Source organism: Psychrobacter sp. P11F6 (genome assembly GCF_001435295.1).
Lineage (GTDB): Bacteria > Pseudomonadota > Gammaproteobacteria > Pseudomonadales > Moraxellaceae > Psychrobacter.
In genome coordinates this window covers 3,232,618-3,247,761 of sequence record NZ_CM003594.1, presented here as the reverse complement: position 1 = coordinate 3,247,761, position 15,144 = coordinate 3,232,618, and the positions used below count along the sequence as shown (strand labels likewise).

The following is a 15,144-nucleotide window of genomic DNA, read 5'->3' as shown; positions in this document are numbered from 1 at the left end:
CTCCTTGATAATGGCGCATAAAAAGGCCTGCTTTATAGCAGGCCTTGATGACACGTTTTGGGGTAAATTGATGAGGCAACGATGACATCGGTGCTCATCTCATGGGGATGCTATATATCTGAAATTATTTTGATATGGGTGGTAGTCCACGGCGTTTGGCTGTGCGAAATGTGCCGTGTCCAAAGGTACGCATGCCTGACACTTTCACCTTTAAATATTGTTCGACCTTTTCAGGTTTAGTTAAGTAAGCGGCTGAAAGTATCGCATTTTCAATTTCCTTCGGATTATCACGATGAATCATGCCGATACCTAATCTACCGTTTCGTTCATAATCCTGCTTAGTTTTTGTATCGTGGTAGTTATAATATACACCTAGTCCCCCTGTCATCATTTTCCATTTCTCACCTACCTCACGAGCCAAATGCCAATCATTCTGTCTTTTAGAACCGTCGTATATCAGGAGCAAGTGACAGTGCAATCCATATTTATCACCACCTTGCTCAAGAGCCCAAGCATTGCCTTGAAGATACTCAAAGCACGTTTTCTTATTACTGATCAGCTCTCTAAATTTTCTCATGTGACAGTCAAAATCCTCAATCGACACATGATGTCTGGTTTCTTTTGCGTACTTTAGATCGATACGTATAAAGAGCAGTCGTGAGTAATGATTCGTTAGGCTGTGCATGTATTGCTCTAACTCTCTTTTATTTTGAGATTCTTGATAAATGAACGCTTGACGTTCATTCTCAATATCATTTCTATAGCATGACAGCATGTTGATAAAACGCTGTGTTTTATCATGATCCCAAATCACACTTTCTGGATAGGTATCACCAACGATCGCTTGAGTGCTACTAAAAAATGCTAAGACTGGCTGTGTATAAAACAACTCAGTATTGAGATGATTCATGAACGGGTAATACAACCCGTTCAGTTTATCTATGGTCTCGTTAAAGCTGATGGTGTTCGCTAGTATGTCTGTCACTAAACTATGAACATTAGCGACAACTAGCGGTTGGTTGAAATGTGAATACGGCATGGTAGTGCTCCTATGAAATTGGTTTCATAGGGTGAGGTCAGTCTGTATTTTTATAATATTAACTGCTGAGAGTTGCGCTCTCAGCACTAGAATAAATGATAGTGGTATTCTTAATAATATAAATAACCCACTAAGGATGAGCTGCCAAAGAGCAGCTTTTTGCTTGTGTGCTTGATGTTTTTTTATCGGAGCAGATGCAGTATTGCTGTCTGCGTTAGAGTTTCGATTAGGATGGAGTTAGCTGACTGGGGTTGTCAAAACGTATCATATATTGTTCTTGCTTAGTGATGAAATCATCCATTCAATGAAACGTAGATAGTACTAAACGAAGTATTTATATTGGGCCAAAATTATGCAAACTTATTGCTAGAACGAAACTTATATACAAGGTATAGTCAAAGCAGAAATATGAAAGACTAAATGCAGTCTATTTTAAGCTAAAAAAGAGCATAGGACTGCTCACGCCCCTATATTAGGGAGTTTCTATGTAGTAAATACATAGTTTTTTCCTACTAAAAGAGACTATATACCCACTTTTTAAGAGTTTTTTTGAAGGTATTTTTGCTATGACATATAATAATAACTCAGATTATAATGATGGAAACTTGGTTCAGACTGCTGACCAGTATCACGACAATTCCGAAATATCGGCTGAGAAAAGTGGAGATATTACTACGGCTTTAACAGCTACATCTGATAATAATGGGGTTTTAATAGAAGTGGATAATCAGCCATTTACTAGTTTAAATCAAGAAGTGCTAAATCAAGCTAATGCATATCATCAGGCCCAACAACATAAATTTAATACCGACTTGTATTTTTACCATGCAAAGCAAAACTGGAAAAACTTAGAGGATTTTTATAACACGATTGGACGTTTTAATGAAGACGATTGCAAGAGCTTGGTATTTGCACACAATATGTATTGGGGGAATTTACCAGCTAATATCGAATTTGATAAGGGAGCCTTCAAATCCACTTTGATCAGCATATTCAAGTCTCAGCCATATCCAATTCCATACTTTCACGACCTAATGCAATTTAAAATTAATAACCAGCTGCCAGATAGCTCATTGAACTGGATCAAAGATGACCTCCGTAACGCTCTGCATATTGCTTATTTAGTTCAAAGTATTTTTTACAATAAAACCATAGTTGGAGGTAATGAGTTAATTGTACACATTTTAAATTACTTAAAATATGAGACCATTAATTTCAACTATACCCCACTCACCTTACCGTATTATGCAAACCCCGTAGACGTAAACACTCATCCGTTGATAGGCGTTATTGAAACAGTTAAGTCCAACTATTTTAGAAACCGCACTGGTAGAGAAATTAAGTGGCTTAAGGGTGATGATAGCGAACAAATTGAATGGGCTTATAACTATCTGAGCTCAGAAAAAAGAGACCACCTCATACTTCAGAATGCTTTCATACCCTCCTCTCTAGAAGACAAGTATAATTTAATATTAGCAAGTCTTGATGTCTTATCAAATGCAGAATATACCTATGAGGTTTTTACTCAAGACATAGACGTGAATGACCCAACAGTTGATCTTGAGTCAATACCAGAAATATCACATAGAACTAAAATTATAGAGAACATGAAAGATGCATGGAGTAAAATCTCGGCGAGCAACAAGAACGAAGATTTAAGTGAAGTCAGGATATATAAGAAAAATCAAGATCAATTGGATTCTATCATCAAAGCTAAAGGAACGACTGCCAACAAGGTTATAAGTCAAATCATTGAAAATGAATATAAAAAAGTTTTCAACAAAGACTAGGTGGTTTAGTAGGGAAAGCCACTCGATTTGATGTAATTATTAAGTGTTTGATCTAATGTTTTGAATGGCTAACTTTATAAAAAAATTATCAAATTATTCTAATAGCTCCTGCAACTCTACTTTCGTCATACCCTTATTAATAAGCGCTTGAATAAGGTGTTGTTTATCAATTGCTTCAAGGCCATCAGCTTGATAACTATCTAACGACCTCTCAATTTGCTGCCTTGCTGTCTGAAAGTCTACAACCTCGCCTTTGTCTCTAAGTAGGTCTAAAAAGTCTGCCCAGACCTGCATGATCTTACGGCGCTCTTCTAAATGCTGAGCATGGTTATAAACCGCGCGTATGTTACTTTTTTTATCATGCGCCATCTGCTTTTCAATCGCGTCACCCATATAGCCAAGCTCGTTTAGATTGGTAGAGGCGATGTGACGAAAGCCGTGTCCTGTTTGTTTGCCAGCATAACCTAAGATATCAAGCGCATTATTGATGAACTCTTCACTATATGGCTGATGCATGCCTGTATGATAAAACACGTACTCATATTGCCCCGTGATGGCTTTCATTTCCTCTAGCACTTTGAGCATTTGATCTGACAGTGGTACGACATGCTTACGCGCAATTTTAAGGTTATCGATATCAACACGCCATAAGCGATTGGCAAAATCGATATGTGACCACTTCATCATACGCAGCTCGATGGTACGACAGAATGAATAGGCTAAAAATTTCATACCTAATCGGGTTTGGTCGTGACCATGATAGCCTTCGATAGCTTGGAGTAGGGCAGGTAGATCATTGATATCTACATGCTTCATGTGCTGGCTTTTGGCTTTAGGATAGAGCGCCTTTAAATCATCGATTGGGTTTTGCTCAATGATGCGTTCGCGTTTAGCACGTCTTAAAACATTAGCAACCAGATCAATAGTGCGTCTAGTCACCTCACGTGGCGGCTCACCTTTTGTGTTCACACGCGTTTCGATCTCATCTGCCATCGATCGACAATCCTCAAAGCTTACATCTTTTAGTGCAATGCCTTCGAAATGAGGCAACACGTCTTTACGCATCCGGTTATAGTCTTGCTGATAGGTACGCGGCTTAACGTTGCGCTTGCGCTCAGCGAGCCAGTCTAAGGCGTAGTCATTAAATTTCTGCGCGTGGATGTTAGCAAGCTTGTCTTGACGCTTTTTATTTTTTGGGTCGATACCATCAGCTAGCAGCGCTTTAATCTCAGTATTGGCTTGTCTGGCTTCAGCAAGCGACATGATGGAGTAAGTACCAAGGGTTATATTTTTCTGCTGACCATTAAATCGATATGCACTTATCCAAGTTTTAGTACCTGAACTACGTACCAGTAACTGCAAACCTTGTTGATCACTATATTTGTCTGGACAAGAAGGGGTGCATTTTTCACTGGGTTTGAGCTTGCGTATCTTACTATCGCTTAACATGTTGGTCTATTCCCTATGGCTACAAGCTATATGAATCAAGAGATACAACAAAAACGTTGGTCTAAAGCTGAATCATAAAGCTTAAATGTTGGTCTTTTTGAGGTCTAATGAAATCATAGACCAACAGATAGACCAACACAAGCCACAGGATAGGTGGGTCACATTGGGTCGAATTGGGAAAATAGCAGACATAAAAAAAACGCTAGACGCGTTATTTATAAGGGGTTTGATTGGTATGTGGGTAGAATTGGGGCGAGGTGGGAAAACTGGGGTTTTATAAGATTGGCGGTGAAGGAGGGATTCGAACCCTCGATACGCTATTAACGCATACACACTTTCCAGGCGTGCGGTTTCAGCCACTCACCCACTTCACCGTTTTTAGACGGCTTAGTATAGCGGATACTGTCTAGAATGTCACGACTTGCACCTTATCTTTCTTTATTTACAAACGCCTGCTACGATAGCGTATACGTAATGACAAGTATAGATGGTTGAAAGTTGAATGATAAGTTTCGGTAGGCTCAATGCCCGTTTGAAAAACAGTATTACAATGACCGTGATGGCGGTGGTCGTAAGTATAACTTCAGCGCATGCTGATGACTTTACTCAGTGTAGCGAGTCTTTTTATGGCGGTGTCTATCCTGAGTTTATCAATACCAAGCTAAGCAACAAAACCCAAGCTTTATGCATGGATGGTTTTGCCGTTATGTATTCTGGCGTATCGCGTACACCGCTTTGGTCGGCAGAATATTTGGATCGCAAGCGTTTACAACAAGCAAAAGAAATCGATCGTGAAGACAGCTTTCATGAAGAAAGTAGGTTACCAAAATCCGTACGCGCCTCATTGTCCGACTATTCAGGCTCTGGCTATGATCGCGGGCATTTAGCGCCCAATGCCGATATGGCGAATCGTAGTCAACAATATGATAGCTTTAGCCTTGCCAATATCGCCCCGCAGTCACCGCGTAACAATCGCTATATCTGGCGTAATATCGAATCAGCCACTCGCTATTTGACCCAGCAATATGGAGAAGTTTATAGCATTACAGGAGTAGCCTTTACTGGCAAAACAACCAAGCAACTGGCAGATCGTGTACTGGTGCCCAGTCATTTCTTTAAAGCCGTCTATATACCAGCGATTAATCAAGCAGGGGTCTATTATGCACCCAATGATGAGTCGGAGCGCATAGAGGTTATTAGTGTTGATGAACTCTCGACTAGAATTGGTATCGATGTGCTGCCCGTCTTGGATGCCAAAACTAAAACACAGGCATTTGATCTGCCATTAAAGGCGGGTGAAAGCTCCGAGTTGCCCGATGAGCCAACAGAAGAGCCGGCTTGGATGCTGTTTGTTTGGGCGATTCTTGAGTGGGTAATCGCCCAATTGCAAGCATAATGCCTTTGTGACACGAGTCTATATATAATAAAAGGCACAAAAAATCCAAAAATTACGCAAGATATCGTTAATAAAAAGGAGAATCAAATGATTGATCCATTTGCCAATGACCACCAAAGCATGCAAATCGGTGAGCTTATCATCGAAAACCAAACAGATAAAATTATTATATATGGCGATATTGATTTGACTCTTGATGCTACTGGATATGAGCAAGCACAACAGTTACATGAGCTAACAAGCAAGATTATTCAGGCATTTGAAAATAATTCCATTTACAATAATAGTCAGCATAAGTCAAAAGAAAAAGATGACCGGTTGGATAAAAATATCGACAATCCTTTTTTATAACTATTTGATATAGTTCAATTTTTATAGAAATAATAAACTATAAAAAAATTACTAGGCAAAAGCTTAAAATTGCTTATAATGAGTCAAGACATCGCTTATGTCGTATAAAATTTTGATGAGCAGTTTTTTTAGATGCGCTAACCACTCACAAAGAGTAGAAAGTCGCATGGCTGTTAATAGGGATTTTAGCGAAGGATAAGCCTAGGAGATCAGAAACATAACGTTTCGAGTAATCATTGTATGAAGGGAATCAGTCTATGAAATTATTTACCAAAACCACTCTAGCTGTTGCAGGTATCAGTTTAGCAAGCATGGCATTCGCCGCTGATCCTTTGGCCAATACCACATGGCAGACATTTGATGAAGGTAAGCCAAAAGGTACCGTAAAGATTACTGAGTCAAATGGTGTACTAACAGGTACGCTTATCGCTACTAACTCAGCCAAAGGTAAAAAGCACGTTGGTACGACCATTATTAAAGGTTTAAAGTCTGATGGTGGTGGCAAATATAGTGGTGGTACGATCACTGATCCTGAAAAAGGCAAAGATTATCGTATGACCGCAAACTTGAGTGGCAACACCTTAAATCTAAAAGGTTATATCGGTCCATTCTCACGCAGTCAAACGTGGAAAAAGAAATAAACCTATCGTTTATTTTTAGTATTAGACCTAATATTTATAAATAAATAAAAATCCCGCAATACCTTTTGGTCATGCGGGATTTTTAGTACATATATTTTAATATTGGCTTCAGAGCTTATCTCACAAATTCTGGATATGCTTCCATACCACACTCTGCTATATCCGCACCTTCATACTCATCTTCTTCAGAGATACGCAGACCAATCACTAATTTGATAACTGCCCAAGTGATTAAGCTGGCGATGAATACCCAAGTAAAGATAGTGGCTGCACCAGCAATCTGACCTACGAACGATGCTGCTGGATTGGTAATTGGTACGATAAGTAGACCGAACAGACCGACTACACCATGAACTGAGATAGCACCCACTGGATCATCTATTTTTATTTTATCCAATGCTAAGATAGATAGCACAACGATAACGCCAGCGATCAAACCAAACAGTGTTGCTTGTAATGCAGATGGGGTTGAGGGTTCTGCTGTGATAGCGACTAATCCTGCGAGTGCACCATTTAAGAGCATGGTTAAGTCAGCTTTGCCAAAGATGATGCGTGCTATTATTAAAGCACCAATTGCACCGCCTGCCGCTGCTGCATTGGTATTTAAAAAGACCATAGCAACCGAGTTAGCACTGGCAATATCACCCAGTTTTAGCACCGAGCCGCCATTGAAACCGAACCAACCCATCCAGAGAATAAGTGTTCCAAGCGCTGCCAGTGGTAAGTTAGCCCCTGGAATGGCGCGTATTTCACCATTAGGGCCATACTTGCCTTTACGTGCACCTAATAGTAATACCCCCGCTAATGCAGCCGCAGCACCCGCCATATGGACGATACCAGAACCTGCAAAATCAGAAAAACCCATGTCGCCTAAATTGAACATCCCAAATACATCATTGCCACCCCACGTCCAGCTACCCTCTAATGGATAAATGACACCAGTCATCACCACAGCAAATAATAAGAACGACCACAGCTTCATGCGCTCAGCCACCGCTCCTGAAACGATCGACATACAGGTTGCAACAAACACCACTTGGAAGAAAAAATCAGACGCAGCGGAGTAAACAGAATCACCGTCAAAGCCGTTTTCAGCGGAGGCTGCTAGGGCATCTGCTACCAACGTTTCATTACCCGCGATACCGCTCAAGAATAGGTTGCCACCATACATAATGGCATAGCCGCATATCATGTACATGGTACAAGCTGTGGCAAAAAGTGCGATATTTTTGGTTAAAATCTCAACGGTGTTTTTTGAGCGGACGAGTCCAGCTTCTAACATGGTGAAGCCTGCTGCCATCCACATGACGAGCGCCCCGCACATTAAAAAGTAAAACGTATCAAGTGCGTACTGGAGCTCGAAGATTTGATTTTGCATATTAATTCCCCCTTGAATTGATGCAATACAGCTATCGGTATGATCTATAAATCTGTGTCTATATGGCCTTGCGCGTTAGATAGCGTCAGGGCCTGTCTCGCCCGTACGAATACGAATAACTTGCTCAAGTGCAGTGACAAAGATTTTGCCGTCACCAATCTTGCCCGTGCTAGCGATGCGAGTGATGGCTTCGATAGCAGGTTCGACCATCTCATCAATAACAGCCACTTCGACTTTTACTTTAGGTAAGAAGTCCACCACGTATTCTGCGCCGCGATAGAGTTCTGTGTGACCTTTTTGGCGACCGAAACCTTTGACTTCAGTAACAGTGACACCTTTAACACCGATGTCAGAAAGCGCTTCACGTACATCATCGAGCTTAAACGGTTTTAAGATCGCAGTGATTAGCTTCATAAAATATTCCTTATTTGTGTGATGCCGCAGGTTGATCGAAGCATTGTGGTGCATCGTATCGCTGCCATGCTTACTATTAGTCATTCAAGAACTGTGCCAATTTACTCAAGGGGGACAGGTAAGATTGGATTTGTTTGTTCAAAAACAGCCATAGTTATGGCAAAAAATACTGGTTATGCTGCAATGGTATAAACCATCATTATGAGCATAGAGAATGCGAATTAACCTTTAGCGTTGAACTGACGAAAACTTTATTATAACCAACTTTTCAGGTGCTTGGGGAGACCATCCATCTATTTCCTGTGATGATTTGCTAACCTAGTTTGGTATATGAAACGAATCACTTGAGGAGAAAGTAGGGAAAATCGTGTGATAACGTAAGCGGCAGAGCTTAACATTTATGTATAGGCTCTGCGCTCAAAGAGAGAGGGGTGGCTGTGTAGATCGGCTAAAGCCTATACCTTTGGGAAGAGTAGGTAGGGGGTTTTGGTGCTGCCGAGCAGCTTTTTTGTGTCGCTACCTTTTAGAAGTTCGCGCAGACGAGATTGGCCAAAAGCACCGGTCATCAGCATACCGATATTATTTTCATTTTGATAATAATTCAAAGCCGAAGTGACATCGCGGCAGTCCAGCAAGGCTTTTTTAGACTTGATGCCTGCTTGTTTGAGCCGCGCATAAGCTTCACGTAGCGCATCGCAATTTTCAGAGTTTTCTTTACCGACCATCACGATATGAACGGTTAATGCGCGCACCAGTGAAGTTTTGCAGAGCCAATTGAGCAATTTATGTGAAGTAGGGCTGTTGTCAAAAGCAAATAACGCGGTCGTAGGGGGCAAAAATGGTGCATGAGTCACCAAAATGGGGCAGTGACTGACTCTAATTAACTGGCTCAATGTCGATTTGCAGGTGACATTGTGACCTATAACGATTAATTGTGCTTTGTCATCGACGTAATCGATACTTTCATTGAGGTGTTCATGGCGATGCAGGGTATAGGTTTTTAGTTTTTGTCGCTGCTGCTCGCAATAGGTGGTGGCTTGATGAAGCAAAAGCTTGCCTTGGGCTTTTAGCTCACAATTACTCAAGTGCTCCTTGGTAGTGAATTGCTCAAGCAGCATGTTTTCATCATCGATATTTAGGCAGCCTGAATAATTCACCGCCGCTTTTTGTTGTAAGCTCGGTACAGAATGCAACAGTCCAACAGGTGCTTGTAGACGAGTCGCGGCCCACATGCTGGCTTCTAACACTGCTTGCACGTGGTCTGGGCAGTCCAAGCAGGCAATCACACTATCTGGTTTCAAATTACTCATAAGACCACCACATTATTCCAATATTAAAAAGACAGAATAAAAAGACAGCTGCTTGGCTCAAGGATGGGGCAATAATGCTTATGCCCAACCCTTTGTACCAATGCAGCTGTTTATTCAACTGTCTATTTATGAGCGGTTAATCAATATTAGCTCAATAAATAGACGTGGCTTTGTTTAATCCAATAAGCCAATATCTCGGCGATCGTGGATAGAGAAGCGATCAATCAGGGTTCGGCTCGCATTATTGAGTCCCACCACTTTGACATCAATGCCCTCACGTTGCAAGCGCATGACCAGTTTGTCCAAGGTGTCTACGGCACTGACATCCCAAAAATGCGCTTGGCTGATATCAATTTGAATACTATCTAAAGCTTCTTTGGTATCGAAGCTGTTTAAGAACTGAGTCGTAGAAGCAAAGAATACTTGTCCTTGCACATAATAATAACGGGTATTAGTACTCTCATCATACTCACTAAATACCGTTAAGAATTGACCAATTTTATTGGCAAACGCCAGCGCTGATAGCAGCACGCCCACGCCCACGCCATAAGCTAGGTTGTGCGTAAATACTGTGGTCAAAACAGTCGCTAGCATGACAATATTAAATGACATCGGATGCGTTTTAAATTCGCGAATAGACTGCCAGTTAAAAGTACCAATAGAGACCATAATCATCACAGCGACCAGTGCCGCCATTGGAATTTGACTGACCCATTCACTTAAAAACACTACCATAATGAGCAGTACGATACCTGCCATCAAAGTAGACAGACGCGTACGTCCGCCAGATTTGACGTTGATCATAGATTGACCAATCATGGCACAGCCTGCCATGCCACCGAAGAAACCTGATACGACGTTGGCAATCCCTTGACCGCGACACTCGCGGTTTTTATCGCTTGGCGTATCTGTCAAATCATCGACGATAGTCGCTGTCATCATCGATTCTAATAAACCAACGATGGCAAGTGCGATAGAGTAAGGCGCGATGATCAGTAAAGTATTTAGGTTCAATGGAATGTCAGGTAATAAGAACATCGGTAATGAATCAGGCAAATCGCCCATACTGCCGACATTACGAATATCAAGATTCATATACATGGCGACAGCGGTCAAACCAACAATACAGATCAGCGGTGACGGAATCACGCGACCAATTTTAGGAATCAGCGGAAACAAGTAGATAATCGCTAAACCCGCCGCTGTCATAATATAAACCGTCATGCCAACGCGTTCAGTCATCGGGTTAAGCTCAGGCAGCTGGGCGGCAAAGATCAATATCGCGAGCGCATTGACGAAGCCAATGACTACCGAGCGCGACACAAAGCGCATCAAATTACCGAGCTTTAGGATACCCATTACAATCTGAATCCCACCGCACAATAAGGTGGCAGCTAGCAAATACTGCAAACCATGCTCGGCGACTAAGTCAACCATCACCAGTGCCATCGCCCCAGTTGCTGCCGAAATCATGCCTGGACGACCACCAACGAAACTGATCACGACCGCGATACAAAATGAGGCATACAAGCCGACTTTTGGATCAACACCCGCGATAATAGAAAAGGCAATGGCTTCAGGAATCAGCGCTAGGGCAACGACCAAACCAGATAAAACGTCGCCGCGAACATTGGAAAACCACTCGTCACGTAAGTTATCAATAAAAGATGTCATAAGTAAACTGCATAGGATTAGAGGCAAAAAAAGTAATCATTACTCATTCATAAAATGATCGCGTCGCTATAAAAGTAGCTATTCATTTTTCTTTTACGGCAACATGTGCTGTGTCATATTGCGGTATTGAGTTATTAAAGGTCAGTAATAAGTAGGTCTACTGATTTACTTACTGGTATCACTAATACGCTCACCAATAATTGATACGATGATAAATTCAGTGAGATTACCTAAAAAAATAGTTAAAATAAGGTGCTTAAAGCAGGGCATTTATAAGAGCACCTACAATAACGAATAGCGTCAGCAATGATATGCTGCGGTAGAGGGTAATAAATAATTTATCAAATAAAAATAGCCGCTCGACATGACCCGTCTATAGTAGTAACTTTGCCAAACAGAAGTGACAATAGCGTGCTAACTGTGACAACATGCTAAACTAAAATGCTTGGGTAAATACCCAGACACTTACAGATTAAGGCAACTATTATAGCATTAGCCACTTAATATAAAAACAGGCGCATAATAGCACATCGTCATAAAAAACCAGTACCGAAATCTGAACGATACCGTTATGATGCGTCTCATCTTGACGGCATCATTTTGCTTCTTTATATACTAGGTTTGTTTGATGCCATTTTGCTCGTCCAATAGAAGGAATAAATATGACCACCAACACTGCAACAGATGCCTTACTTCACAAAGGCAGTGGTCTACAAGTCGTGGTCGGTTTGGGACAATCTGGATTATCAGTTGCGCGCTATTTGGCCAATCAAGGCTATCAGGTTGCTGTCACTGATGCTCAGGTGACACCTAGCTTAGTAGATCAACTGCCCGCTGAGATTAGTGTTCGCCAATTTGGTGCGATTGACGCCGAGCTCTTGCAGCAAGCGGCACGTATTATTATAAGTCCCGGTATCTCTCTTGCTACCGAAGCCGTCGCCGCTGCCCGCCAAGCGAATATTCCCGTGGTCAGCGATATTCAGCTATTTTGTGAGGCTTGTACCGTACCGATAGTGGCGATTACTGGCTCTAATGCTAAGAGCACCGTGACCACCTTGGTCGGGCAAATGGCCGCGGATGCTGGTGTCAATGTTGGTGTCGGCGGTAATATTGGCGTGCCAGCGCTGACCTTGCTTGATAATACTGATATGGAACTGGCGGTACTTGAGCTGTCGAGTTTTCAGTTAGAGACGGTGACCAATTTGGGCGCGCAAGTGGCGACGGTTCTAAATATGTCACCTGACCATCTAGATCGCCACGGTGATATGCTGGGCTATCATCAAGCCAAGCATCGTATCTTTCAGGGTGCTAAGTCCGTGGTTATCAATCGCGAAGACGCATTGACGCGCCCGCTCGTGGCTGATAATTTGCCCAGAGTGAGTACCGGTATACATGCTCCTGATAAAGGTCAATATGGTCTTATTACTACTCCTGAAGGTCAGATTTATCTTGCCCACGGTACAGAAAAACTACTGTCGGCAGATAAACTGTTGATTAAAGGTCGTCATAATCTGCTAAATGCACAGGCAGCCTTAGCGTTAGGCGAACTTGCTGGTTTGCCATTGGGCAGTATGTTGAATACCTTACAGCAGTTTACTGGACTTGAGCATCGTTGCCAGTATGTGGCAAATGCTGCAGATATTGATTATTTCAATGATTCAAAAGGCACCAATATCGGCTCAACGATGGCAGCTATCGAAGGGCTGGGCGCAGTCTATGCGCCAAAGGACGGTAAACTGCTATTGATTTTGGGTGGACAAGGTAAGGGTCAACAGTTTGGTGAATTGACGCCGTTTATCAATCAGTATGTTAGCCAAGTACTGTTTATTGGTGAAGATGCGCCGCTGATTGAACAGCATCTGCGAGCAGCTAAGATAAGCGCCGATGTTGCGTTACATCAATGCCAAAATTTAGAAAATGCCTTTACAACCATTCAACAAGTCACGACAAGCAGCCTATCGCAAGTGCAAGCGGTGCTATTGTCACCTGCTTGTGCCAGCTTTGATCAATATAGTGGCTACGCAGCTCGCGGTGAGCATTTCAGTCAGTTGGTTGGTCAGTTAGCAACTGAGTCGTCAGATATGATGGCGGCCGATTAAAAGGTTTGATGATTTAAGCATTTGTATGATAAGTGCTTAGCGAATATCAGTATTTAATGAAAAACTCAGTATTTAATAAAGAATAAGGGCAATGCAATAGGATTGCCCTGAATTGACTTTTACGACGCGCGCGCATTTTCTGTATAAATGATTGTTTTGCTTATAGATTGCTGCTACTGTCAATCATAGCCAGTCAGCAACATGAATGGTCAGCTTATTTGCTTAGTAATCTGTCTGGTACTGTCTATTTTCTATTTTTTAAACGGTGGCGTTTAATAGACGCCGTGTTTTTTCGTTCGTTAGTGTATATAAAATTATGGCGCTCTCTTCTCTTTTTCGTTCCTCGTCCCAACCGAAGCAAGTATCTGGCTCAGATGGTATTCTTTCTATGCCGTCAGCACGCGCCATTCTCCTATCGAGTGTTGGCTGTATGTTGGTGCTCAGCTTATTGATGGTGGCTTCTGCTTCTATTCCTTTTGCGCTCAGTCGCGGCATGACAGAGCTGCACTTTTTCAAAAACCAGCTGCTGTATATGATGATCGGTTTGACGGTCGCTACGGTTTCTTATTACAGCGTGTCTTTGCGAACACTATATAAGACTGAAACCCAATTTATCCTATTGGGTATCACTGGCATGCTGCTAGTGGCAACCCTATTTAGTACGCCTATTAACGGCTCCAAGCGTTGGCTGAACCTAGGGGTATTTAATTTTCAGGTGGCAGAGTTGGCCAAGTTGGTGATGATTGTCTTTGTCTCTGATTTTGTGGTGCGTCGCTCTTTTGAAGTTCGTAACGGCTTAGACGGTTTTTTGCGGATTATGTTGGTGGTGGCACTCATCACCATGCTGCTATTGTCACAGCCTGATTTTGGTTCTTTTGTCGTTATTTTAGGTACTATCTTTGCGATTTTTTATATTGCTGGTGCGCCTTACAAGCACTTTTTAGCACTGGGCGCGGCTGCCATCGGTGGTGCGGTATTGATGGTGACGACAGCGCAGTACCGATTGGTACGTGTGATGTCATTTATGGATCCGTTTGATGATGTGCAAGACACGGATTATCAGCTGGCACGCAGTTTGATTGCCTTTGGTCGTGGACAATTTACAGGCGTTGGTTATGGTGAGAGCGTACAAAAACTGTCGCATTTGCCTGAGGCACATACTGATTTTCTACTAGCCATTACAGGGGAAGAGTTAGGCTTTGTTGGGGTTACTATGGTACTGGTGCTCGAAGCGCTGATTATCGGTAGCGCGATGCGTATCAGTTATAACGCGCTCAAGCGTCGGCAGATGCGTATGAGTTATACCGCCTTTGGTATCGGTGTGGTGTTTATTGCACAAACAATTATCAATGCGGCGATGAATATGGGCGCGATTCCAACCAAAGGACTGACCATGCCATTCTTCAGTTATGGCGGCTCATCAATGTTGATTAGCTTGGTGATGGTTGCGTTATTGCTAAAAATTTATAAAGAAAGCCCTGAAATCGAAAAAAGCCAATGCCGTTATTATTGATAGGTTGAGCATTAGCGATAGGCTCGATGCATCATGACTGGCATTATCCAAAGAAGCGTCGCTAAATAGTGGCGCTTTTTGCTAGCTGAC

The 15,144-nt window shown here is 42.2% G+C and carries 12 protein-coding genes and 1 tRNA gene; 6 read left to right on the top strand and 7 right to left on the bottom strand.

Features of this window, described 5'->3' with window-relative positions; all coding sequences use genetic code 11:
• Positions 1–124: 124 nt before the first annotated feature.
• Entirely contained in the window at positions 125–1,039 is a 915-nt protein-coding gene (locus tag AK822_RS13455) for a YagK/YfjJ domain-containing protein (RefSeq protein WP_060491985.1), read from the bottom strand.
• A gap of 566 nt (positions 1,040–1,605) precedes the next feature.
• Between AK822_RS13455 and AK822_RS13450 the strand changes: the two genes are divergently transcribed.
• Entirely contained in the window at positions 1,606–2,829 is a 1,224-nt protein-coding gene (locus AK822_RS13450; RefSeq protein WP_060491984.1) for a hypothetical protein, read from the top strand.
• A 93-nt stretch (positions 2,830–2,922) separates the two neighbouring features.
• Here the strand turns inward: AK822_RS13450 and AK822_RS13445 are convergent, their stop codons facing one another.
• Both AK822_RS13445 and AK822_RS13435 read right to left on the bottom strand, forming a co-directional pair.
• Positions 2,923–4,278: a tyrosine-type recombinase/integrase gene (locus AK822_RS13445; RefSeq protein ID WP_060491983.1), complete on the bottom strand. Its 1,356-nt coding sequence runs from the start codon at positions 4,276–4,278 to the stop codon at positions 2,923–2,925.
• Between the two features lie 283 nt (positions 4,279–4,561).
• Positions 4,562–4,652: transfer RNA gene (locus tag AK822_RS13435), tRNA-Ser, on the bottom strand.
• 128 nt (positions 4,653–4,780) lie between these two features.
• Here AK822_RS13435 and AK822_RS13430 point away from each other — a divergent pair.
• The 3 genes from AK822_RS13430 (at position 4,781) to AK822_RS13420 (ending at position 6,666) form a co-directional block, all read left to right on the top strand.
• Positions 4,781–5,674 carry a DNA/RNA non-specific endonuclease gene (locus AK822_RS13430; RefSeq protein WP_228139034.1) on the top strand — a complete coding sequence of 298 codons (894 nt, stop codon included), beginning with the start codon at positions 4,781–4,783 and terminating at the stop codon, positions 5,672–5,674.
• A gap of 87 nt (positions 5,675–5,761) precedes the next feature.
• The gene (locus tag AK822_RS13425; protein WP_045445842.1) at positions 5,762–6,025 is read left to right on the top strand and encodes a hypothetical protein; all 264 of its coding nucleotides are present in this window, start codon (positions 5,762–5,764) and stop codon (positions 6,023–6,025) included.
• Between the two features lie 257 nt (positions 6,026–6,282).
• On the top strand, positions 6,283–6,666 hold the full coding sequence (locus AK822_RS13420; protein ID WP_045445845.1) for a DUF2147 domain-containing protein: 384 nt from the start codon (positions 6,283–6,285) through the stop codon (positions 6,664–6,666).
• A 115-nt stretch (positions 6,667–6,781) separates the two neighbouring features.
• Here AK822_RS13420 and AK822_RS13415 read toward each other — a convergent pair whose 3' ends face one another.
• From AK822_RS13415 to AK822_RS13400, 4 genes are all read right to left on the bottom strand, one after another.
• On the bottom strand, positions 6,782–8,044 hold the full coding sequence (locus tag AK822_RS13415) for an ammonium transporter (RefSeq protein WP_045452414.1): 1,263 nt from the start codon (positions 8,042–8,044) through the stop codon (positions 6,782–6,784).
• Between the two features lie 75 nt (positions 8,045–8,119).
• Positions 8,120–8,458, bottom strand: a complete 339-nt coding sequence (locus tag AK822_RS13410) for a P-II family nitrogen regulator (protein WP_010197981.1) — start codon at positions 8,456–8,458, stop codon at positions 8,120–8,122.
• Between the two features lie 455 nt (positions 8,459–8,913).
• Entirely contained in the window at positions 8,914–9,768 is an 855-nt protein-coding gene (locus AK822_RS13405) for a universal stress protein (protein ID WP_060491981.1), read from the bottom strand.
• A gap of 174 nt (positions 9,769–9,942) precedes the next feature.
• The gene (locus AK822_RS13400) at positions 9,943–11,442 is read right to left on the bottom strand and encodes a SulP family inorganic anion transporter (protein WP_060491980.1); all 1,500 of its coding nucleotides are present in this window, start codon (positions 11,440–11,442) and stop codon (positions 9,943–9,945) included.
• A 662-nt stretch (positions 11,443–12,104) separates the two neighbouring features.
• Here AK822_RS13400 and murD point away from each other — a divergent pair.
• Positions 12,105–13,541, top strand: coding sequence for a UDP-N-acetylmuramoyl-L-alanine--D-glutamate ligase (gene murD, locus AK822_RS13395; RefSeq protein ID WP_060491979.1), 1,437 nt, complete (start codon positions 12,105–12,107; stop codon positions 13,539–13,541).
• A gap of 388 nt (positions 13,542–13,929) precedes the next feature.
• Positions 13,930–15,054 (top strand): putative lipid II flippase FtsW, encoded by a 1,125-nt coding sequence (gene ftsW, locus AK822_RS13390; protein ID WP_055125364.1) that lies wholly within the window; start codon positions 13,930–13,932, stop codon positions 15,052–15,054.
• Positions 15,055–15,144: the final 90 nt, after the last annotated feature.